This window comes from Paenibacillus sp. FSL R5-0636 (assembly GCF_037974255.1).
Lineage (GTDB): Bacteria > Bacillota > Bacilli > Paenibacillales > Paenibacillaceae > Paenibacillus_AQ > Paenibacillus_AQ odorifer.
Window position 1 is genome coordinate 1,533,678 of the sequence record NZ_CP150232.1, and the last position, 22,239, is coordinate 1,555,916.

The 22,239-nt window shown below is 43.9% G+C and carries 18 protein-coding genes; 13 read left to right on the plus strand and 5 right to left on the minus strand.

Going from position 1 to position 22,239, the window contains the following annotated elements:
* Positions 1-190: 190 nt before the first annotated feature.
* The 10 genes from MKX34_RS06760 to MKX34_RS06805 all read left to right on the plus strand — a co-directional run bounded on the left by MKX34_RS06760 (position 191) and on the right by MKX34_RS06805 (position 11,299).
* Entirely contained in the window at positions 191-1,003 is an 813-nt protein-coding gene (locus MKX34_RS06760) for a sugar ABC transporter permease (protein WP_256717715.1), read from the plus strand.
* Complete coding sequence (locus tag MKX34_RS06765) at positions 1,003-1,824, plus strand: carbohydrate ABC transporter permease (protein ID WP_076141119.1); 822 nt, start codon at positions 1,003-1,005, stop codon at positions 1,822-1,824. Before MKX34_RS06760 ends, MKX34_RS06765 begins: the two co-directional genes overlap by 1 nt.
* A gap of 37 nt (positions 1,825-1,861) precedes the next feature.
* Positions 1,862-4,933, plus strand: coding sequence for a glycoside hydrolase family 2 TIM barrel-domain containing protein (locus MKX34_RS06770; protein WP_076297785.1), 3,072 nt, complete (start codon positions 1,862-1,864; stop codon positions 4,931-4,933).
* A gap of 187 nt (positions 4,934-5,120) precedes the next feature.
* On the plus strand, positions 5,121-5,831 hold the full coding sequence (locus MKX34_RS06775) for a lantibiotic protection ABC transporter ATP-binding protein (protein WP_076297786.1): 711 nt from the start codon (positions 5,121-5,123) through the stop codon (positions 5,829-5,831).
* On the plus strand, positions 5,828-6,574 hold the full coding sequence (locus tag MKX34_RS06780) for a lantibiotic immunity ABC transporter MutE/EpiE family permease subunit (protein WP_036675878.1): 747 nt from the start codon (positions 5,828-5,830) through the stop codon (positions 6,572-6,574). The genes MKX34_RS06775 and MKX34_RS06780 overlap by 4 nt, the downstream gene beginning before the upstream one ends.
* A 5-nt stretch (positions 6,575-6,579) precedes the next feature.
* Positions 6,580-7,338 (plus strand): lantibiotic immunity ABC transporter MutG family permease subunit, encoded by a 759-nt coding sequence (locus MKX34_RS06785; RefSeq protein WP_256717716.1) that lies wholly within the window; start codon positions 6,580-6,582, stop codon positions 7,336-7,338.
* Between the two features lie 15 nt (positions 7,339-7,353).
* Positions 7,354-8,013, plus strand: a complete 660-nt coding sequence (locus MKX34_RS06790; protein ID WP_076297830.1) for a response regulator transcription factor — start codon at positions 7,354-7,356, stop codon at positions 8,011-8,013.
* Between the two features lie 113 nt (positions 8,014-8,126).
* On the plus strand, positions 8,127-9,377 hold the full coding sequence (locus MKX34_RS06795) for a HAMP domain-containing sensor histidine kinase (RefSeq protein ID WP_339204643.1): 1,251 nt from the start codon (positions 8,127-8,129) through the stop codon (positions 9,375-9,377).
* A gap of 289 nt (positions 9,378-9,666) precedes the next feature.
* Positions 9,667-10,440, plus strand: a complete 774-nt coding sequence (locus tag MKX34_RS06800; RefSeq protein ID WP_036675873.1) for an SDR family NAD(P)-dependent oxidoreductase — start codon at positions 9,667-9,669, stop codon at positions 10,438-10,440.
* 499 nt (positions 10,441-10,939) lie between these two features.
* Positions 10,940-11,299, plus strand: coding sequence for a hypothetical protein (locus MKX34_RS06805; RefSeq protein WP_036675871.1), 360 nt, complete (start codon positions 10,940-10,942; stop codon positions 11,297-11,299).
* 64 nt (positions 11,300-11,363) lie between these two features.
* On the opposite strand, the gene nrdF is transcribed toward MKX34_RS06805, so the two are convergent.
* The 5 genes from nrdF to MKX34_RS06830 form a co-directional block, all read right to left on the minus strand.
* Entirely contained in the window at positions 11,364-12,323 is a 960-nt protein-coding gene (nrdF, locus tag MKX34_RS06810) for a class 1b ribonucleoside-diphosphate reductase subunit beta (RefSeq protein ID WP_076099522.1), read from the minus strand.
* A gap of 39 nt (positions 12,324-12,362) precedes the next feature.
* A complete protein-coding gene (nrdE, locus tag MKX34_RS06815; RefSeq protein ID WP_036675863.1) occupies positions 12,363-14,447 on the minus strand; it encodes a class 1b ribonucleoside-diphosphate reductase subunit alpha in 2,085 nt (694 codons plus the stop codon).
* Positions 14,434-14,793, minus strand: coding sequence for a class Ib ribonucleoside-diphosphate reductase assembly flavoprotein NrdI (nrdI, locus tag MKX34_RS06820; protein WP_036675861.1), 360 nt, complete (start codon positions 14,791-14,793; stop codon positions 14,434-14,436). The genes nrdE and nrdI overlap by 14 nt, the downstream gene beginning before the upstream one ends.
* Before the next feature lie 404 nt (positions 14,794-15,197).
* Positions 15,198-16,847 (minus strand): helix-turn-helix domain-containing protein, encoded by a 1,650-nt coding sequence (locus MKX34_RS06825; protein ID WP_076297788.1) that lies wholly within the window; start codon positions 16,845-16,847, stop codon positions 15,198-15,200.
* A gap of 30 nt (positions 16,848-16,877) precedes the next feature.
* Complete coding sequence (locus MKX34_RS06830) at positions 16,878-18,605, minus strand: sensor histidine kinase (RefSeq protein WP_339204646.1); 1,728 nt, start codon at positions 18,603-18,605, stop codon at positions 16,878-16,880.
* 323 nt (positions 18,606-18,928) lie between these two features.
* Here MKX34_RS06830 and MKX34_RS06835 point away from each other — a divergent pair, with 323 nt between their 5' ends.
* From MKX34_RS06835 to MKX34_RS06845, 3 genes are all read left to right on the plus strand, one after another.
* Entirely contained in the window at positions 18,929-20,272 is a 1,344-nt protein-coding gene (locus MKX34_RS06835; RefSeq protein ID WP_038569278.1) for a sugar ABC transporter substrate-binding protein, read from the plus strand.
* A gap of 98 nt (positions 20,273-20,370) precedes the next feature.
* A complete protein-coding gene (locus MKX34_RS06840) occupies positions 20,371-21,309 on the plus strand; it encodes a sugar ABC transporter permease (protein ID WP_036675858.1) in 939 nt (312 codons plus the stop codon).
* A gap of 15 nt (positions 21,310-21,324) precedes the next feature.
* Positions 21,325-22,164: a carbohydrate ABC transporter permease gene (locus MKX34_RS06845; RefSeq protein ID WP_080742424.1), complete on the plus strand. Its 840-nt coding sequence runs from the start codon at positions 21,325-21,327 to the stop codon at positions 22,162-22,164.
* The last annotated feature ends 75 nt before the right edge of the window (positions 22,165-22,239 follow it).

Below are 22,239 nucleotides of genomic sequence, written 5' to 3' on the forward strand. Positions count from 1 at the left end.
TTCTCCTGTAAATTGGATTTCTACAGAAGGATGGGTAGCAGGGGCTTTCATCTCTAATTTATCAGACAGAAGGGTGTGGAGTGGAGTGGAAACTGTAAAGCCAGGGCTAAGCCCTCAAAGACATAAGAGCACTAAAGGTCAACGGCAAATCCATCTGACAGGCTGGTTATTCGTTCTTGTGCCGGTCATTATGATCAGTATTTTCTATTTTTATCCAATGATTCAAGCCTTAATTCTATCCTTCAAGACAGGCAGAGGCAACAATCTTCAGTTTACCGGCCTTGATAACTATATTCGACTGTTTAGCGACATCACTTTTCTTACAGCCGTCAAAAACACCTTTATTTACTTGATTATTCAGGTCCCAGTTATGCTGGTACTGGCACTTTTTATCGCTGTGCTGCTGAATGATGAAAGATTGAAATTCAAAGGATTTTTCAGAACGGCCATATTTCTGCCAACGGTAACTTCACTTGTAGCGTACTCCGTTGTTTTCAAGTACATGTTTGGAGCCGAAGGTATCGTCAATAAATTTCTGGTGAATCTGCATCTAATCAGCGAACCGATTCAATGGATTACCGATCCCTTCTGGGCCAAAGTTACTATCATTATCGCTATCACTTGGCGCTTTACTGGCTATAATATGATTTTCTATTTGTCCTCACTGCAAAATGTCGACAAATCAATATATGAGGCTGCTCATATAGATGGAGCGAGTGCATTTACACAATTTTTCAAAATTACAATTCCCCTATTGAAGCCGATTATCTTGTTCACGACGATAACATCGACCATTGGAACACTTCAGTTGTTTGACGAGGTGGTTAACATCACGAAAGGTGGACCCGGCAATGCAACCATGTCGATTTCCCAATATATTTATAACCTTTCCTTTGAATACACACCTAACTTTGGATACGCTGCAACCGTCTCCTATTCGATTGTTGTAATGGTGCTCATTCTGACGCTTATTCAGAACAAACTAGGAGGGGATAAGAGATAATGAAAACCAAACGCATGTTTACTTACGTGTTTCTAATCATCGCTGCGCTGATCTCTATCTTTCCATTTATCTGGATGGTTATAAGCGCCACGAACCAGTCGGTTGATGTAACCAAAGGGACATTGTTGCCGGGTACACATCTAGTGGAAAATATAAACAATCTATTTAGTTCAGTGGATATGTGGCAGGCTCTCTGGAACTCTGCAAAAATCTCTGTGGTGACTACTGTGCTTTCACTGCTAGTAGCATCGGCGGCTGGATATGGTTTTGAAATGTACCGCAGCCGGAGTAAAGATATCGTATTCAATATTTTGCTGGCTTCAATGATGATTCCATTTGCGGCGATTATGGTACCTCTATTTCAAATGTTCGCCAAAGTATCTAGTGTAGTGCCGTTTCTCGGTATCGATACAGCATCGGCAGTCATTCTTCCGACATTTACAACAGCATTCCTAATTTTCTTCTTTCGTCAAAGTACAAAAATGTTTCCTAAGGATATGATGGAGGCTGGGCGCATCGATGGTCTTTCGGAATTTGGTTTGTTCTTCCGCATTTATATGCCAACGATGAAATCAACTTACGCCGCCGCTGCGATTATCACATTTTTAAACAGCTGGAACAATTATCTGTGGCCTTTGATCGTATTGCAATCACCAGAAAATATGACTGTGCCCCTTCTTATCTCGAATCTAGGCTCAGGTTATGCCCCTGACTATGGTCTGATCATGTCTGCGATTGTCATTACGACCTTGCCGACAGCACTAGTGTTTTTCATGATGCAAAAGCAATTTGTAGCTGGGATGACGGGTTCGGTTAAATAAGTTAGCGATCATGTTATGAATAGAGGAGGAAATATAGATGAAGCAGCAGGTTGAACGAAACCTCACTCCAAGTCTGGAATGGTTATCAAACCCTTCCATTTATGCAATAGGCAGGGTGCACGCGCATTCTGACCATAGATATTACCAAACGAAAAATGAAGCCGAAGCGCTTGGAGAAATGCCCTGGCGCCATAGCCTGAACGGCAGCTGGAAATTTAGTTATGCCCAAAATGCCATGGAACGACAGGTTCATTTTTATAAGGAGAACGTGTCTTGCAGAGGCTGGAAGGATATTAAAGTTCCCGGTCATATCCAACTTCAGGGTTATGGGCAGCCACAGTACGTGAATACGATGTATCCATGGGACGGTCATGAGCATCTTAGACCTCCGATGATCTCTGAGGACCACAATCCTGTAGGCAGCTATGTCAAATATTTTGAAGTTCCTGCGGGCTGGGAGCAACGTCCGGTGTATATATCTTTTCAAGGAGTTGAATCGGCTTTTTATATATGGCTAAACGGGGAGTTTGTTGGCTATAGCGAAGATAGCTTTACACCGAGTGAATTTGATTTAACATCGTACTTGACGGAAGGCGAAAATAAGCTGGCGGTTGAAGTCTATCAGCGCAGCACGGGGAGTTGGTTGGAAGATCAGGACTTCTGGCGTTTTTCGGGAATCTTTCGTGAGGTGTATCTATACACCGTGCCGGATGTTCATGTGCGGGATCTCCACGTTCAAACCGATTTGGATGAAAAGTTTGAGCAAGGAACGCTGACGGCTGAATTGCAGTTGCTGGGTAAACCTGCCTCAAAAGTGCTCCTTGAGCTTAAGGATAGAGCAGGAAATCTTGTGGCTAGTGGTGAAAGTGAAGTTTCAGGAGATTCCCTTTCGCTTACGCTTGCGGCAACAAAGGTGCAGCTGTGGAGCGCAGAAGCTCCTAATCTGTATACCCTTTACGTCTCTGTTTACAACGCATCCGGGGATCTTGTAGAAGTTGTGCCGCAAAAAATTGGTTTTCGGAAATTCGAAATGATAGATAAAATTATGCACTTAAACGGCAAGCGTATTGTATTTAAAGGCGTTAACCGGCATGAGTTTAATCCGCGCTTTGGACGCAGTATTACAAAAGAAGATATGCTGTGGGACATAAAAACCTTAAAGCAGGCGAACATCAACGCTGTGCGGACCTCGCACTATCCGAATATGACACTGTGGTATGAGTTGTGTGATGAATACGGAGTCTATGTCATTGACGAGATGAATTTAGAGTCGCATGGATCATGGCAGAAAATGGGGGCAGTTGAGCCGTCTTGGAACATCCCCGGCAATAAGCCTGAATGGCAGGATATCGTGATGGATCGTGCGATTTCCATGGTGGAGAGAGACAAAAATCATCCCTCCATTCTAATTTGGTCCTGTGGGAACGAATCTTTTGCAGGAGAAGTAATTCTGAACGTAGCCAATTATTTTCGAGAGAAGGATCCTACTCGTTTGGTTCATTATGAAGGGGTGTTCCATAACCGTGAATATGATGATTCGAGCGATATGGAGAGCCGGATGTATGCGAAAGCAGCAGATATCGAAAGGTATTTAACAGAAGATCCGTTAAAACCATATATTAGTTGTGAATACATGCATGCGATGGGCAATTCCGTCGGGGGGTTGCATAAATACACAGAGCTAGAGCAGAAGTATCCAATGTATCAGGGTGGATTCATCTGGGATTATATGGATCAGGTGATTGTGAAAAATGATCGATACGGTAAGCCCTTCATGGCTTATGGAGGAGACTTCGATGACCGTTCAACCGACTACAACTTCTCCGGTAACGGAATTGTGTATGCGGATCGGAGATGGTCGCCAAAAATGCAGGAAGTGAAATTTCTGTATCAGAACGTCAAGCTGCTCCCGGACAGTCAGGGTTTTACAATCAGAAATGAAAACTTATTTGTGGGCTTGGATGCTTATGAATTACAATACGCTCTGAACTATGAGGGTAGGGTCATCCAGCGTGGAACTGTCTTCGCTCAGGTTAATCCGGGCGAGGAAAAATATGTAGAAGTTGATCTACCCGATATTAAGAATCAGCCTGGCGAGTATAGCTTGGATGTTTCACTTGTCCTGAAGGAAGATTCTTTATGGGCGAATAGCGGTTATGAAATCGCTTTTGGCCAGCATGTTTTTCAAGTGGCAAATACGTCAGCCGAGGAGTCTTTAACAGATGCTAAGATAACATCTGTCGTGAATGATTTTCGCGTGGTTGAAGGAGATGTGAATATTGGCGTACATGGTCGTGACTTCTCCGTAATGTTCTCAAAGCAGGCGGGTACATTAATTTCTGTTAAATATTCAGGGCAGGAAATGATCTCTTCACCGCCGGCACCGCTCTTCTGGAGAGCAATGACAGACAATGACAAGGGGGCAGGAATGCATTTTGACTCTTCCCCTTGGTATGCAGCAAGCTTGACCCGTAGAACGTTAAGCTTCGAGCTCGTGGAGGAGAAGGACCGTGCGACGGTGACTTACGTGTACAAGCTTAGGGTATCAGAGGGAGTACGGGTAAGTGTAACTTACACAGTGTTCTCCGATGGAAGCATACAGGTGAAATCAAGCTACCATGGAGCAGCGGGTTTACCAAAGCTTCCGCTCTTCGCTTTAAGCTTTAAGGTGCCAGCGGATTATCATCAGCTGAATTGGTATGCAAATGGGCCGGAAGAAAATTATATCGACCGTGCGTGTGGGGCGAGATTGTGTCGCTTCCAGAATCATGCGATGGATAATGTGTCGTCCTATTTGGTGCCGCAGGAATCGGGTAACCGCACAGGTGTGCGCGAAGTATCCATAATGAATGATTATGGCCAAGGCATTATAATATCTGCACCAGCTGCAGCCCCTGTTGAAGCCAATATCTCGCCTTACTCGGCAATGGAGCTGGAGAATGCGACACATCATTATGAGCTGCCGAACGTTCACTATACCGTTGTTACCATTGCTGGACGTCAAATGGGCGTAGGCGGGGATGACAGCTGGGGAGCTCCAGTTCTTGATGAATATCAAATCAATCCATCCTTAGATATGGATTTTGAATTTACAATTCGCAGAGCATGATTTTTTTGCAATATTTGAAGTTCATGTATTAGATGATAAATATTCCAGGCTCGGTTCAACGTTAAATTTGAACCGAGCTTTTTTATGCTCGTTATAATCCCGTATAATTTGAGCTCAGTAAAACCTTATAAAGTCCTTAGATTTGCTATATATGATCAACGTATAGCAAATGAGAGGATGATAAAGGATGGGAGAGTATATTTTACAAACTAATAATTTATGCAAGAATTTCAGGGGGCAGCGTGCGGTTAACGATATCAGCATAACCGTAAAAACTAATTCGATTTATGGACTGTTAGGCCCAAACGGCGCAGGTAAATCGACGACTCTAAAAATGATAACAGGAATACTTCGAGCGACGTCAGGACAAATTTTATTTGACGGTCATCCATGGACACGTAAGGATTTACTACACATTGGAGCGCTGATTGAGTCCCCGCCACTTTATGGGAATCTGACTGCTGTCCAAAATTTGAGGGTACACACGACAATATTAAACTTACCGGATTCTCGGATTCGGGAAGTTCTTGAAATTGTTGATTTAACAACAACAGGCAAAAAAAGAGCGGGACAATTCTCTATGGGCATGAAGCAACGTCTCGGGATTGCGATCGCCTTGTTAAATCAACCTAGACTCTTGATTCTGGATGAACCGACAAATGGGCTTGACCCGATTGGAATTCAGGAATTACGTAAGCTTATACGCTCATTTCCTGCACAAGGGATTACAGTTATTTTATCGAGTCATATTCTTCATGAGGTGGAGCAAATTGCCGATCATATTGGAATCATTAGTAATGGTGTTCTAGGGTATCAGAATGCAATATTTCCTGGTGATGATTTGGAGAAATTGTTCATGGAAGTCGTGAGTCGGAACAGACAGGAGGTAACCAGATGATCCACTATCTTTTATCCGAAAATATTAAATTCAAACGAACATTTTCGCGAAAACTGATTGTCGTGGTGCCACTGTTTTTTCTTCTATTTTCATTTTTCACACAACAGAACCTGCAAACTGAAGACCACTATTTTATGGAAATGGTCTTTAATTGGTGGCCGCTGTTATTCATGACCATAGGATCTGCTTTGTTGTCTACACTATCGAATAACAAGGATCGTAAGGCTGGAGGATACCGCAGCTTAAGCAGTCACGGAATTAGCATCGTTAAACTTTGGCTCAGTAAAATTATTGTGGTGTCATATTATTTGCTGTTGTCTTCGCTGCTCCTTATTGCAGTAATGTACCTATCTGGTCTTTTGTTTCCTTTGGGTGCAGCACCCTTATCTGAAATTACAACAGCCGCTATGGTTGTTTGGTTGACCTCTTTGGGGATGATTCCAATCTATCTATTCTTAGCTGAACAATTTGGGTCTGTAGTATCTATTCTTGCAGGTCTGTTTGGGATGATTGTGAGTGTACTAGCAGCGGATCAACCTTCATGGATTTATGTTCCGTGGAGTTGGGCTTTAAGGTTAATGTGTCCCATTGTTGGTGTACGTCCAAATGGTGTGGCTCTTTCAGCACAGGATGCTTTAAGAGACTCTTCGGTTATTTTACCTGGAATTGTGGTGTCGCTTGTATTCTTTTTGGTAACCCTCACCTTAACTAGCTGCTGGTTTAGTAGAAGAGAGGTGCGATAGAGGTGGTGATACTCCGGCTATTACAAGCTGAATGGTTGATGACTAAGCACACTGCAATTCGTTGGTTGATATTCCTTGTTCCTGTTCTATATCCGATGATGGTACTTTGGTATTTTTCACAGCGTGCGGATCAGTTTCACATCTATGATGGTTATTTTTCATTAATAGCCTTTGGGTTGCCTGTTGGGATAGGATTATTCTCTGCTTTAATGAGTGGTTTAGAGGAGGGGGCAGGGGGATTCTATAATCTATTAAGTGCTCTTTCACGTCCGAAGTGTTATATAAGAAAACTCGGGTTCATAATCTTGGCGATGATATGGATCGTATTCGGTTCAACATCAATTCTAATACTGGGCATGAAACAAATTTTGCATATAGAGCAGATACAATATCTAATATTCTGGCAAGGAGCTTGTTGGGTAGTAGGCACTGCTCTAATCTTAATGATCTTTCATCTCATCTTAAGTTATGCTGGAGGTTTGGGACTTTCTCTAACGGTGGGTAGTGCAGGTACGCTAATTGCAGCCATCGTAGGTGGAACCATTGTAGGAGATAAAGTGTGGTTATACATACCGTGGGCCTGGTCGATGCGGATGATTCAACTTCCCTTGTTTTATGCACAACCCAACGGGTTCATTGAAACGGAAGTATTGAAGCTGCAACTTCTTCATTCCGTACCTGCTATACTTATTAGTACAATGATAATGGCAATGTTAGGCTTGACATGGTTTCATTACTTTCAGGGTAGGAAATCATATGAATAAATAGGAGTGAGGTCACTGGCTAATATTTTAATAATAGATGATGAACCTGATATTTTGGCGCTAGTAAATAATATTCTTAGCAAAGATCACCATAGGGTTACGGTAAAAACAAGTGCACGACATATGCCTTTGAACGAGTACTCGACATTTGATTTAATCCTGTTGGACGTGATGATGCCAGATATCGATGGTTTTGAGCTCTGTACTCAAATCAGGGATATCGTAGACTGTCCGATTCTGTTTCTAACAGCTAAATCAATGGAGACAGATATTATGTTTGGACTTAGTGTAGGGGCAGATGACTATATCGTGAAGCCTTTTCGCGCAGGTGAGTTGAAGGCTCGGGTTAACGCTCATTTGCGGCGTGAGAATCGAGGGAAAAATCATATTTTAAGCGCATCTGGAGTGAAATTCAATCTCTCGGCAAAGGAGATTTCTATTGATAAAGAGAAAATAAATCTCACTAAAAGTGAATATCAGATATGTGAATTTCTTGCTAGAAATAAAGGTCAGGTTTTTTCCAAAGAACAAATTTATGAATCGGTTTATGGCTATGACAGAGAAAGCGATAGCTCAACTATTACAGAACATGTAAAAAATATCCGCAGTAAGCTGAGTGCGAGGGAGGTTTCACCGATTGAAACCGTTTGGGGGATAGGTTACAAATGGGTGTGAAACGAATACGGCTCCGTACAGTCTTCATTCAATATTTATTATCATTAGGTGCGTGTACTCTATTATTGGCATTTCTGTGTTTAGGGGTATTTACTCTCTTAATGCAGTATGGAATGATTGTTCCAGCAAACCATACTGAGCAATCCATTGCAAAGTCTTGGGATGTTTTGCAGCGTGCGCCAGAAATTACGCAAGAAATGATCCCTTGGGGAGCGGAACATGCGGTATTGGATCAGCAAAAGAACTATATTTCAGGAAATATTCCTAAAGAACGCGCTCTAGATATATTGCAGAAGAATCAAAGCAGTTGTAATCTCATGGGTACAAACTGCACCGATGTGATTGAGCGGGAGCATGAGGTTATCGTACTGCAATATGCAATCGTACCGCAGTTCACCTCGAATTTTCTGCATAACACGCTGCCTAATCCGCAATTAACGTTATTGCTGTTTTTTGTAGTTCTGATGTTACTGGAAGTTATTCTGATTTCTGGATTTTTCGCTCGAAGACTGAGTCAAAAAATGGCTTCCTTGCAAGAAGCTGCACATCACATTGAAGCTAAGAATTTGGATTTTACTGTCGTGTATTCTGGGGTCAGTGAAATTGATGAGGTGCTATCATCCCTGGAACAGCTGAGAGAGGAATTGAAAAAGTCGCTAGAACAGCAATGGAATTTGGAACAAATGAAAAAAGAGCAGATTTCTGCGCTTGCCCACGACATTAAGACTCCTCTTACGATTATTCAAGGAAATGCAGATTTGCTGATAGACTCAGATTTAGCGGAGAATCAGCAAGAATATATAGGGTATATTTCCAAAAATGCGGATCAAATCGAACAATACATGGCAACACTTATTGAGATTTCTAATACGAGGAAACAAATTTCTCCCCGCTCTAAATGGGTTAGAACGGAAGCTTTTATCCAGCAAATTCGTACGCAGTTAGATGCGTTGGTTGTCCCTAAGCATCTTCAGATAGAATTCCACCAGGACAATAATCTGCCCCCTGAGGTGTTGATAGACAATGAACTACTTCATCGGGCTGTGATGAATGTACTCGCTAATGCGGTAGAGTATTCCCCGTATGAGAGTGTGATTTATTTGCAGGTTGAGGCAAAACAAGATTGGTGGAGTATAACGGTAGCAGACAGTGGATCAGGATTTACGAGTGAAGGACTCCAATCTGCAGTTAAGCAGTTTTATCGAGGGGACAGTAGCCGTACCTCCAAAAGTCACTATGGATTGGGACTTTATATTGCTGACACCATTGTCAGGCAGCATCAGGGCAGTCTGCATATTAGCAATTCTCCCCTGACGGGTGGAGGTCAAGTTCGAATCGACGTCCCAGTTCGTGGAGTTAGGTAGAGGTTTATTACACCTCTTAGAATAACATTGGATAAAACTTCTGGTTTATCTGATGAAATTCTAAGGGGTGTATTTTTTATGACGATCAAAACCAAATTCTCATTTGTTGGAAAAGTAGTTTAAAATATTGATTGCTATATACAATTAAATACAATAAAGTTGTCATATAGAGGATAATTTTGTCGATTTTTCTGCAAAAATGTTCCAATCTACACTGTATCAGGTGACATTAGGGTCTATGAGGTTCAAATCCTCTTCCTGAAAAAGACATAAGAAAGTGGTGCGCATAATGAGTAGCAACAGATTTGAAAACAAAGTAGTTATTATTACGGGTGCTGGTACCGGAATCGGAAAAGCTACAGCATTGAGAGTAGCAAGAGAGGGTGGTACTGTAGTAGTTGCCAATCGATCAGATGCTGGCGCTAACACAGTCGAAGAAATCAAAGCTTTAGGTGGAGAAGCACTGTTTGTGCGGTCAGACGTTTCAGTTGAAGCAGACTGCAAAAATATCGTAGATCAAACCTTAGCAGCTTATGGAAAGATTGATTGCCTTTATAATAACTCAGCAATTACAGGAGATAATGCGGATGTTACAGAATATGATCCGATATTGTTTCAAAAGGTGATTCAGACAAATCTTAATGGCCAATTCTACATGTTGCATTATGCATTACCACATATGAAATCCGGTGCTTCCGTTCTAAACTGTTCCTCCTTGCATGGTATTTTTATTGGGATGGCAAATGATGCAGCTTATTCAGCAAGTAAACACGCCATTGTGGGCATGACTAAATCGGTTGCTAAAGAAGTGGGTCACCGTAATATCAGAGTAAATGCTATTTGCCCTGGTCCTATCCCTACACCAACCATGAACAGATACGAAAAGCTGTTGTCTGATGATGTAGAGATGCTTCAATCTCTTATCGCTTCTGGAACGGCTTTGGGCAGATATGGTACGCCTGAGGAAGTAGCTGCTTTTGCATGTTTCCTTCTAAGTGATGAGGCTTCATTTATTACAGGTACAGCACATGTGATTGACGGGGGCTACTCCGCAACTAAGTAATTAGTCGGATTAATTTACCTATATAAGCATCTAGTATCGAAGGCTTTGCGGCGTATTCCTGTTCGAAAATCCTGTAGGATGAATGGACTGGAGTTGGAAGGCGCACGCAGAGCCTTTTTTAGTTGTTTCTAAATGATAACGGAATTACACAAGTGTGAATGAAATTAAGGCAAATATAACCATGGATATGTTGGAATTTGTAGAAATTTGTATTTTAATATAAATAAAAAAAGAAATTTGTCGATAATAATATAGGTAATAGGTATGAGTTAAAATATATTAGAAAGGATGTTGCAATAAAACGATACAGGAAATAGATGTCATTTACTATTGATTGTAACGATATGGCATCATTTAAACAAGGCAGTTTGTTCCAAACCCAGTTGCCAAAAGTAGAAGTTACTGAAAAGCCTGGGCAGAAATTTTTTTGTCTGTTGGAGTTACATACATTACTTTCTATTATTAAAAAATAACTATTAAAACTTGGAGGAATACAATTATGTCATACACAATTAAATACAACAAAAGTGAAAACCACATCGATGTAGTATCTATCGATTTTTCTGCTGAGGATGTTCCAGGATACTTGAAAGATTTTGAGAATATCATGAAGCTTGTTAGTCCTAAATTTACGGGTACAACTGATGTAACTGAATCTGCAAGTGTACTTTCTCCTGAAGTTGCAGCAATGTTGGCTCCAACAGGTGAGATGGCGAAAGCAGCTGGTCAAGCAGGATGGGCTTATGTAACTAAAAACCCAATTTGGAAAATGCAATTGAAACGTATTTTTGGAAGAGATTTTGCTGATGCTTACGATACCTATGAAGAAGCTAGAACAGTACTGAAAAAATTGCAATAATCTAATAAATAGATAAAACAAAAAGTGCGGAGAGCTTTCTCCGCACTTTTTGTTTTATCTATATTTAAAATTGAAAATCTTCATCCTTCAGTGGCTCCACATTAAGCGCCCGGACATATCCGTTGCCTTTCTTCGAGAAGAAGTCATGTTGCTTGGTGTGGGTGCTGATCCCGTTCTGAACAATCGGGTTGATCTCTTCCTCGTCAAATAGCGGATCATGGCCCAGATTCATCATCGCTTTATTGGCATTGTATCTTAGGAAAGTCTTAACCTCGTCCACCAATCCGATAGGGGCATAGATCTGCTCGGTATAACGCTCTTCATTCTCATGCAGCAGTCGAAGCAATTCTACCAGCGTATGGTGAAGTTCGCGTTGCTCGTCTTCTGGGAGCCCGTCAAAGATCTCTTGTGCCAGCACGCCGACATATACCCCATGGATGCTCTCATCCCGTAGAATAAGGTCGATGATCTCACCGCTGCAAGTCATTTTGCCCTGCCCAGCCAGATATAGGGGATAGAAGAAACCACTGTAGAACAAGTAGCTCTCGAGCAGCACGGAGGCTGCCATGGCGAGGTACAGGTCTTTAGGTGAGTCTATATTTTTGTAATATTGTGATATGGTCTCCGCTTTGAACTGGAGGAAGGGGTTCTCTTCTACCCAGCGGAATACACTGTCGATCTCCTCTGTAGAGGACAAAGTGGTGAAAATACTGCTGTACGATTTGGCATGAATTTGTTCCATCATACCCATGAAGCCCAGTACGGCTTTACGTTGAAGGCCTTCGACATGCTCCATAATCTGCGGCATACCGACTCCGCCTTGAATCGTATCCAGCAGTGTCAGACCGCCCAGCACCTTCATATAGGAGTCCTTTTCTTGCTCACTGAGCGTGAGCCAGGACATTTTATCATCGGATAATGGAATTTCATCGTCCGTCCAGAATTGCATAATGTTCTGATTCCAGAACATCAATGAGAAATCGTCGTCGGGACGGTTCCAGTTAACGGCTTGGATAGCGGTCATAATATTGCAATCTCCTTTTCTGCGGCTATAGCCTTCCTTTTAGATCGAGCAGGTGAGGCATTCCTCGACAGACAGCTTTTTGGTCCGGGTGTAATACAGCGACTTCAAGCCTTTATGCGCCGCATACAGGTAGGAGCGGGCCAGTTCTCTGGTGGAAACATCACTGTTAACATGCAGAACGGTCGAGATACCTTGGTCGATATGGGGCTGAATTTCCGCGATCAGATCGATTACCTTGAACTGGTCCATCTGGTAAGCCGATTTATAGAAAAACACATTGTCCGGCCGCAGGTACGGCATCGGATAATAAGTAGTTGAATTAGCATAAGTCCGAGTCTCAATCTGCTCAACAATCGGCATAACGCTTGAAGTGGCGTTTTGGATATAGGAAATGCTGGCCGTTGGCGCAATCGCCAAACGGTAAGCATGGTATAGGCCATTTGCTTTTACCGCATCCCGCAATTGTTCCCAGTCAGCTGGGGATGGGATATAAATATCTCCGAATAACTCTTGTACCCTTGGGGTAACCGGACGGTAATCGGTAGTCAGGTAACGCTCAAAATAAGCTCCCGTAGCATAATCAGAAGCCTCAAATCCATGGAAAGATCGGCCCGTCGCGGCAGCGATTTCCATGCTTTTCTCCAGCGAGTGGAAATTCATGGTCATAAAGAAGGTCCGGGCAAAATCGCGGGCCTGCTCGCTTTCATAAGCAATGTTGTTCTTAGCCAGATAGCCGTGCAGATTCATGACGCCAAGACCGACAGAGTGCATTTCCTTGTTTGCTTTGGCTACGCCTGGGGCATTGGAAATACTGGTCATATCGCTAACAGCGGTCAGGGCGATCATGCCCTCATGTACGGATTCACGGATTTTGCCATGTTCCATCACGTTAACAATGTTCAAGGAAGCCAGATTGCAGCTTACATCGCGGCGGATTGTACTCTCCTGTCCGTAGTCGGCAATCTCTGAGGTCTCCTGCAGCTGGAAGATTTCAGTACAAAGGTTGGACATTTTGATCTGTCCGACGTTTTTCAGGGCATGGGCCGCATTGGCATTGCTCTTGTTCATGATATATGGATAGCCAGATTCCAGCTGGATCATGGCAATTTTGGTCAGCATATCCCGTGCGCTCATAGCTTTCTTCTTTTTGACACGTGGATCGGCCAGCAGCTTATCATACATGTCATCCAGATCCATATCGTCGAGATGCGTTCCGTAGGCTTTGTACACACTGTAAGGAGCAAATACATGCAGCGCTTCATTGTCCTTCGCCAGCTTATAAAAGCGGTTTGGAATAATCAGGCCGATGGACAGGGTTTTGAGTCTTGTTTTTTCGTCGGCGTTGATCTTCTTGCTGTCGAGGAATTCCAGAACGTCCCAGCCAAAAATGTTGTAATAGGCTGCTCCTGATCCTTTACGCTGACCCATCTGATCTGCATAGGAGAAGCCGTCTTCCATCAGCTTGAGTACAGGTATAATTCCCTTCGCAGCATCCTCAACACCCTTGATAGTTTCACCACGGGAGCGTAGCTTGGATAGGTTGACGGCCACACCGCCACCGATCTTCGACAACTGCATGCAGGTATTCAGCACATAGTTGATGGAATTGAGCGAGTCGTCCATTTCGATTAGGAAGCAGGAGACGAGCTCACCACGCCGGCTCTTACCGGCATTTAAGAAGGTTGGGGTCGCAGGTTGTAGGCGCTGTTCCATCATCGAACGGGCAAGTACCCCGGCAGTATCGGCGTTGCCGCGTCCCAGGTGAAGGGCGACTGCCGCCACACGGTCCGGGTAATGCTCCAGATATTGTTTGCGGTCATTGGTTTTTACAGCGTAATCCGTGTAGAACTTCGAAGCTGCCATATAAGATGGAAAACTGAAGTTGTAGGCGTGGGTAATCTGGTAGACTTCTTCAATCTCCGCCGTGCTGTACTGTTCGTAAAAATTCTCGTAGAAATCCTGTTCAATCATATAATCAACCTTGGCTTTTGTATTCGCAAAAACCAGACTCCGGCGCTCTACATCCCGCATAAATTCGGCTACTGCCTCAAGATCTTTGTCTAACTGAAAGAAGCCACTTTCGTCTCTCTTCATCAACATGTTGTTTAATTCAATATGCCGCAACCCGGCTCACCTCCTGTTTAATCCGTTCTACATCGCCAAATGTACCCGATAACTCAAATTTACCGATAACGGGCACGTTATACCGATCTGCAATCAAGTCCGCGCTGTGCGCGAACAGCTCGCCCCAGTTCTTATTGCCGCTGGCGGCTATGCCTTTCAGATTGGCATTATTGTTCTTCAAGAAAGTAGACACCTTTTCTGGAATCTGTCCAAAGCCGGTGGTATATGTAATAAGCACATAGGGCTCGTCAATCGTCATATGCTCCTCAATCTGCACAGCCGGCAACTTAAGTTTGCTGATGAAGCGTCTGACATTTCCTGTTTTTGAATCATACGCGACTAGCATGGTGTCTGTCCCCCTGTAAATATTAAAAACTATTGAAAATAGTATGAAAACTGAATGGATAAGCTTTAAATACTGAAAAATTGTATCTATACTATATTTAGTGTGCGTTGTTTATTTTAATTACTATATGTTGAAAAGTCAATATGGGAACAGCCGTCTTAATAGCTGGGAAAGTGTCTCGTAAGCGGTTTTTTGGCAGGCTTTTAGGGCAGAAAGACCGGAGTATTAGTATTTTGCTAGTTTAAAAATAAAAATAAAAAAATTTGCAGGAGTAAGGGTGATACTTAGGGATGCTGCTGAGGGTGATGGCAAGCCAATAAATCTGCAAGGAACAGAGCCTGCTCCTTGCAGATTTATTGGCTTTATTTTTGCGAAGTGGGGTTATTCTTAATAATCTCTTGATCTCAAGAACGGTTGTTTACTCCGAGGCTTCGGTCAGGCGGTGAATCTGCTTTAAGTTGCTGCATGTATTCTCTGGGGGAAATTCCGGTTACCTTTTTGAAGACCTTGCTGAAATAGAAGGCACTCTCATATCCCAGCTTCTGTGAGATTTCGTAGATGCGACCTTCCCCGCGTGCCATCATTTCTTTGGCTGTCGTGATTTTGATCTCCGTGATATATTCCACATAGTTGACCTTGGCAACCTTGGAGAAAAGGTGGCTCAGATAGTTGGGACTGAAATTGAAGACATCTGCCACTTGATTGAGTGAGAGCTTAGTTCCGAGATTTCGTTTAATATACTCTTGGACATTTTTGACGAGCTGCTCCTTGTAGCTTTGTCTGCGGGTAGAGAGGATGTCCGAGCAACCGTCCCGGAACTGGATCAGCCAGCCGGCGATCTCTTCAATCGTATGCATCTGGTAGATAGCCCGGTAGCCCTCCGGTTCATTTTCGAAAATTTGCTCCACAATATTCTCACCGTCTGCAAGTAGTGAAGTGGCCATATACAGAATGTTGCAGGCGGCATCAGTGGCGGGAACCAGCAGGTCGGCCCGGCCGTCGAAGATTTCGATCATTTTGGAGATAATGGCGTATAAAGCTTGGGTATCCATTTCTTCAAAAGCACGGCGGATCTCTGTACGCAATTCGGAGAAATCAAACAACAGATGATCCTGCTCCAGCGACTCTCCTTCGGCAAAAAACACAAACGACTGTGCTTTAACCGCAGCAGGAAGCGCTTTTCGCGCAGCGAGGTAGCTTTCCCGCAGCAAATAAGGATCCTCGACCGCAAAGCCGATCGCGCCGATGATCCTTACATTGAAGTAGTTATGGAGTATGGAGGCAATATGGGTCAATAGCATTTCAATCTCAGGCATCCATTGCCGTGAATCCGTCCCGTTGACGGGCAGGGTTACAGCAAAATTGCGCAAGTCCAGACTGGTCACATAACAAGGTCTTATGGAAGTAAGCGTATCTTTGGCCATTTGGACGGTACTTGAGCACAGAGCAACCATTTTATCGCCGCGGGGCGGGACACTGTCTGGTCCCAAAATACGGCAAGTGCAGACTAGATAAGCAGGTTCCTTGAGCTCAAGGTTTAAATCATCTCTCTGCAGAAGGTACTGGTTTTTATTTGCGAATAAGTTATTGAACAGGCGGATGAAAAATTTATCGCGTTGGGCTTGTAGATTGCCTCTATGAGCAAGCATGGGATAGCTGTCTAGGGTTTGAAAAGCCTCCAATTGGGAAATTGCTTTCCGAATGGAGGCATCAAGTGCCTCTGGTGTCAGTTCCAGCTTCACTAGATAATCTGTGGCTTGCACTTCAATCGCTCCACGTGCGTATTCGAATTCCTCGTAGCTTGTTAAGATGATAAACAGCGGAAGCCGGCCGTGTTTTTTGCGTACCGCATTGGCAACTTCTAAGCCGCTTTTAATTGGCATTTTTATATCGCTGATTACGATGTCAGGACGGAGGGTGTCAATCATTTCTTCCTCTTGAGCCCCGTTGTGTGCAATGCCGACAATTTCTATATTATATTGCTCCCACTTCAGCATGGACTGCAAGCCGATACAGACCAGCGCCTCGTCATCAGCGATTAACAACTTGATCAATTCCATCACATCCTTGCTTGGTATGCTACTCTATTCCTTTTGCAGGAACGGCAGAAGAATCTTCATCCGGGTATATTGGCCCGACTCACTCTCAATCGAAAGACCGTAATTATCTCCAAATGCCAGGCGCAAACGTTCATTTACGCTGCGGAGTCCAATATTCTCGGGCATTTCTTTGCTTCCATCACCTGGATTCGACAGAATCGTGGAGATTTCTTCTTCCTTCATCCCTACACCGTTGTCTTCAATCGTAACTAGAATATCGGCGAATCCACTTTTGGCCACCTTAATGAGAATTTCTCCTCTGCCTTTGGGCTCAATGCCATGGAAGATGGCGTTCTCGACCAGGGGCTGGAGCGTGAATCGTGGAATTAGGCCGGTTAGCAGTTCCTCGTTGTCAATCTCCTTCACCATAGAGACCGTACTGCCATAGCGATATTTCTGAATCAGAAAATAATCATCCAGCAGGCACAGCTCATCCTTCAGCGGCATCAGTCTACGGTTGTCTTTGGCGATGCTGCGCAGCAGTCTAGATAGTGAAGTGGTCATTTCTGCGATGCCGGTAGCATTCTGAATTGTAGCCATCCATTTGATCGAATTCAGTGTGTTGTACAGGAAATGGGGATTGATCTGACTCTGCAGCATCCGGTATTCCAGCTCCTGTTTCTGTTTCTCGTCAGCGAGCCGGCTGTCCATAAGCGCTACGATATCTTGGGACAGGCGGTTAATACCCCGTCCGACATCGCCAAGCTCGCTGTTCCATTCGATATTGCGGTCCAGCAGGAAATTGCCCTGGGCGATCTTATCAATCCGCTTCTTCAGTTTTTCCACCGGAAGACTGATGGTACGGGTCAGATACAGCGTAATGATAGCGCTTAAGACAATAACCAGGAGACAGACGCCGAGCATAACCAGAATCCATATATTTGTCTTGGGAGCGAACAGGTCATTGGATAAAGTCTGTGACAGAATGACTCCGCTGCGTACGGGATAAGATACCACGATATGGCTCTCTTTCTCGTCCGCCAGCTTGACCATGGACAGCTCGGTTTGCGGACCGACAGGTTTATCATTGGTATAGGCCACCGGTTCATACGGCTCTGCAATGGCGATGACCTGATCGCCGATGAGCTGATAATGATGATTGCCGAGCGTCAGCAGCAGCCGGGAATTCTTCGGCAGGGAGTACCCTTTCAGCTTGTCGGTAATAACAGTTGTATTCGCTAACAGGTACACCGTTCCAACCCGGGAAGCTCCTTTGCCGTAAATAGGAAAAACAAAAGGAATTCCGTTCGTGTTGGAGAGCGGGTCCTTGATCACCCGGTCCCATTTCTCCTCGGCATCATTGCTAAGGCCGGTAATTTGACCGATATTGTGTATGGTAAGCGGAACAGAGGTGCCGGTTTTATCCACCTGCAGAAACTTGCCGTTGCTATCCGTAACAATCAGACGGCGGGCATAGCTGTTGGAGCGGTTGTTCAGGAAGTCCTGCTGCATCGAGTTGAATACATTAACTGCTTCCTTAGAGCTAGCCTTAGGTGAGCTGAAGTAGTCTGTGATCAGGGTATTAGTAGAAGAGTTAGTGCTGCAGGTCATCGCCAGGGATGACAGATCAATCAAATCCTGTTCAATAATATGAGATACCAGCTGCAGATTGAACTCGGTCGCCTGGATGGTTGTTTTACGCTGATAATAAGTAATTAATTCATAGCTGAAAAAAGAAAGCAGCGACGCTATCAGCAGTGCGAATACGGCCATGAGCAGAATAATGCGACTTTTAATGGTGGATTTTCTTACCGTATTTAACACTCCTCTACAAAATGTGAAAACATATAAAGCGTTTTCATATACCATAGCATATTCCTGCGTTCCGATACAGGGGGAGGTACATAAGCTGAATATTTTACATGTTTTAGATAGAAAATTACAGGTTTGAACCCGAGCAGGGAAGAAGAGCACAGAAAAGTGAATGAACTTTGTTTGATAATGCATGCCATTCTTGCGGAAAAAGCTATAAACTTTGAACTAAGCTCAGAAGAGCCGATCGTAGTTACACAATCAGAAGAAAAGGGGATATTTAAATGAAACTGAAAAGATTCTATGGCATAACCCTCGCCACAGTATTCTCCATGAGTCTGCTGGCTGGATGTTCTGGTAATAACAACAACGAAGGTGCTGCTGCAACGACAGCTCCAGCAACGGGGAATTCTGCAAACGCTTCCGCTGAACCGAGCCAGGAGCCTGTGACTTTGAAATGGGCCTTGTGGGATTGGGAAGCTACCGCTTACTACAAGCCACTGATCGATGCCTACAAAGCTGAGCATCCGAATGTAACGATCGAATATGTCGATCTGGGGTCGACGGACTATATGACCATGTTAAGCACACAACTGTCCGGTGGCGCAGATCTGGACGTACTTACAATTAAAGATATTCCGGGCTACTCGAACCTTGTGAAACAGAATCACCTGGAGCCGCTTAAAAGCTTTATGAGTGGCAACGCTATTGATCCTTCGGTATATGGAGGTACTGTAGAACAAATCGAAGTGAACGATGAGGTGTATGCGCTTCCTTTTCGCAGCGATTTCTGGATTCTCTACTACAATAAAGATTTGTTCGACAAAGCAGGAGTGGAATATCCAAGCAATGATATGACATTCGAGCAATATGATGAGTTGGCCAGAAAAATGACTTCTGGCAGCGGTTCTGAAAAAGTGTACGGAGCTCACTACCATACTTGGCGTAGTGCGGTTCAACTGTTCGGTATTCTGGACGGCAAGAACACTGTTGTTGACGGAAACTACGATTTCTTGAAGCCAACCTATGAGCGGATCCTGAAAGAACAGGAAGACGGCATCGTAATGGATTACGCCACACTGAAGACTTCAAGCACGCACTATTCTGGCGTATTCTACAATAATTCCGTTGCTACTATGAACATGGGCAGCTGGTTTATCGCTACACAGATTGAGAAAGTGAAGAGCGGCGAGTCCCAATCGGCTAACTGGGGCATTGCGAAATACCCTCATCCGGATGGTGTGGAAGCCGGTACAACCCTGGGTACAATTACTTCTCTGGCTGTAAATCAGAAATCCAAACATAAAGAAGCAGCACTTGATTTCATGAAATTCGTGACTGGTGAAGAAGGCGCTAAAGTTATTGCTTCCACCGGAACCATTCCAGCGATTAAGAATGATGAAGTTATCAATTCCATTACTTCCATCGAGGGCTTCCCTGCGGATGAGAACAGCAAAGCGGCACTGACTACTGTTAAGACTTATCTGGAAATGCCTATGCATGAAAAGAGCGCGGACATCGAAGTTATTTTGAATGAAGCGCATGACAATATTATGACTAAAAATGCTTCGATTGACGAAGGTTTGGATGATATGAATGCTCGCGTACAGCAGCTCTTGAATAATTAACCTTAAGAGAGCCGGTTCTAAGGGCGGGTGAAAGCCCGCCTTTTATATTAAAGCGTATAGATTTGTGGGGAAGTTTTAGAAGGTTTGGAGGAGAAAGAATGCAGAACGAAACCATATTGGGTACAAAAAAGATCCCTAAACGTCATTTGTCAAAAGGTGTCCGGGAAAACCTGGTAGCTTACAGCTTCATTGCGCCGAACTTTATCGGATTTGCCCTGTTTACACTGGTACCTATGTTCTTTGCCTTTATCCTTGCTTTTGTGAAATGGGACGGGGCCAATCCAATGAAGTTTATCGGGCTGGACAATTTCACCCGGTTGATCAGAGATACAACATTTCACAAAGCATTATGGAATACCATTGTTTACACTATTGGCGTAGTACCGTTTACCATGATTGTCGCGCTGGCGCTGGCGATCCTGCTTAATCAGAAGATAATGGCCCGCAATTTCATGAGAACCGTATTCTTTTTCCCTTATGTAGCATCCCTGGTAGCCGTTGCTGCCGTATGGAACTTTATCTTCAGTCCTACGATGGGTCCGATCAACAATATCCTGCATACCCTTACCGGTATCCCGCTGGAGGATCTTCCCCGCTGGGCGGCGGATAAACACTGGGCGATGTTCACAGTAATACTGTTCACAGTGTGGAAAAACATGGGTTATTACATGGTTATTTACTTGGCAGGTCTGCAGGGCATCAACCCTGAATTGTATGAGGCTGCTGAACTTGATGGTGCGGGCGCGTGGAGAAGATTCCGCAATGTGACGGTCCCTCAACTGGCGCCTACCTCTTTCTTTGTTCTGATGATTCTAGTCATCAATTCGTTCAAAGTCTACGATATCTTTATCAACCTATTTGCCGGCGCCGATAACCAGTTGAATGATTCTACAAGGGTTATGGTGTATCAAATCTACAATACGGCGTTCCGCTCGCTTGATTACGGATATGCCAGCGCCATGGCCATTGTATTGTTTCTGCTGGTACTTGGCATCACCATCGTCCAGTTCCGCGGCGAGAAGAAATACGGACAATAGGAGGATTCAAAAGATATGGTTGGTAAAAGTAAAGGACTTAGAATCAGCCTTATGGTTCTTGTGTATATTTTGTTGTTTGCGACAGTACTGGCGATGCTGGTTCCGTATATATGGATGTTGTCTTCTTCACTCAAGATGAACAAAGATGTGTTTTCCTTCCCAATGCAGTGGATTCCACAGAATCCGCGCTGGGAGAATTTCGCGGATATCTGGACACGCATTCCGCTGGGCCGTTTTATTTACAATACGGCGAAATTATCGATTATCGTAACGATTCTACAACTACTGACTTCCAGCTTTGCTGCGTATGCGTTTTCCAAACTGCATTTCCGGGGAAAAAACATTCTATTCCTTGGATATATTGCAACAATTGCGATCCCTTGGCAGGCTTACATGGTGCCGCAATTTATCCTGATGCGTTACATGGGGCTTAACAACACGCATTTGGCAATCATACTGCTGCAGGCATTCTCGGCATTTGGAGTATTTCTGATGCGCCAGTTCTATCAAGGTGTTCCGGATGAATTATGCGAGGCTGCCCGTATTGACGGCTTGAGCGAATATGGAATTTGGGCGCGAATCATGCTGCCGTTGTCCAAGCCAGCATTGTCTACATTGACGATCTTCACCTTTGTCGCCACCTGGAATGACTTCCTGGGGCCAATGATTTATCTGACGGATACGAAACTCAAGACCATCCAAATTGGACTAAGAATGTTCATCTCGCAATATTCCGCCGAATATGGCCTGATTATGGCCGCAAGTGTGGTTTCCATTATTCCGGTTGTAATTGTTTTTCTGGCTCTGCAAAAGTACTTTGTACAAGGTGTTGCAGCATCGGGCATTAAGGGCTAGAACCGTATTTCACCTGGCAGTTGCATTTTTTATAGGCTGCCAGGTTTTTTATAAGTCAAAGGGGTCTGTATAAAT